Origin of the sequence: Serratia sp. 22264 (assembly GCF_052045345.1) — a bacterium.
Classification (GTDB): Bacteria; Pseudomonadota; Gammaproteobacteria; order Enterobacterales; family Enterobacteriaceae; genus Serratia; species Serratia plymuthica.
The window spans coordinates 1-875 of sequence record NZ_JBQEOY010000018.1 but is presented as its reverse complement, the minus strand read 5'-3'; the positions used below and the strand labels follow the sequence as shown (position 1 = coordinate 875).

The following is an 875-nucleotide window of genomic DNA, read 5'->3' as shown; positions in this document are numbered from 1 at the left end:
TCGATGCCGTACTGCCAGGCAACCGCCGATTCCACCTGGTCACACGGGCGCCAGGTGCTCATGTTCGGGGTCACGCGCAGGCTGGCGATTTGCTCGACCGGCTGGTGCGTCGGGCCGTCTTCGCCCAGACCGATGGAGTCGTGGGTGTAAACGAACACATTGCGGATTTTCATCAGCGCCGCCATGCGCACCGCGTTACGGGCGTATTCCACGAACATCAGGAAGGTCGCGGAGTACGGCAGGAAACCGCCGTGCAGCGCGATGCCGTTGGTGATGGCGGTCATGCCGAACTCGCGCACGCCGTAGTGGATGTAGTTGCCCGCCAGGTCTTCATTGAGCGGTTTGGAGCCGGACCACATCGTCAGGTTGCTTGGCGCCAGGTCGGCCGAGCCGCCGAGGAATTCCGGCAGCACCTTGCCGAAGGCTTCCAGCGCGTTTTGCGACGCCTTGCGGCTGGCGATGTTGGCCGGGTTGGCCTGCAGCTGCTCGACGAATTTCTGCGCGTCGGCTTTCCAGTTGGCCGGCAGTTCGCCGTTCACGCGGCGGGTGAATTCGGCAGCCAGTTCCGGGAAGGCCTTGGCGTAGGCGGCGAACTTGTCGTTCCAGGCAGACTCTTTGGCCTGGCCGGCTTCCTTGGCGTCCCACTGGGCATAGATGTCCTGCGGGATTTCAAAGGCGGCGTATTTCCAGCCCAGGGCTTCGCGGGTGGCGGCCACTTCGGCGGCGCCCAGCGCAGCGCCGTGCACGTCGTGGGTACCGGCCTTGTTCGGGGAACCAAAACCAATCACGGTTTTGCACATCAGCAGGGACGGCTTGTCGGTGACCTTGCGGGCTTCTTCAATCGCCGCCTTGATGGCGTCCGGGTTGTGGCCGTC

Annotated in this window: 1 pseudogene; it reads right to left on the bottom strand. The window is 64.2% G+C overall.

Annotated features, from left to right (window positions below):
* Window positions 1-875: pseudogene (locus ACTJJ1_RS24965) on the bottom strand (transketolase); the annotation flags it as partial.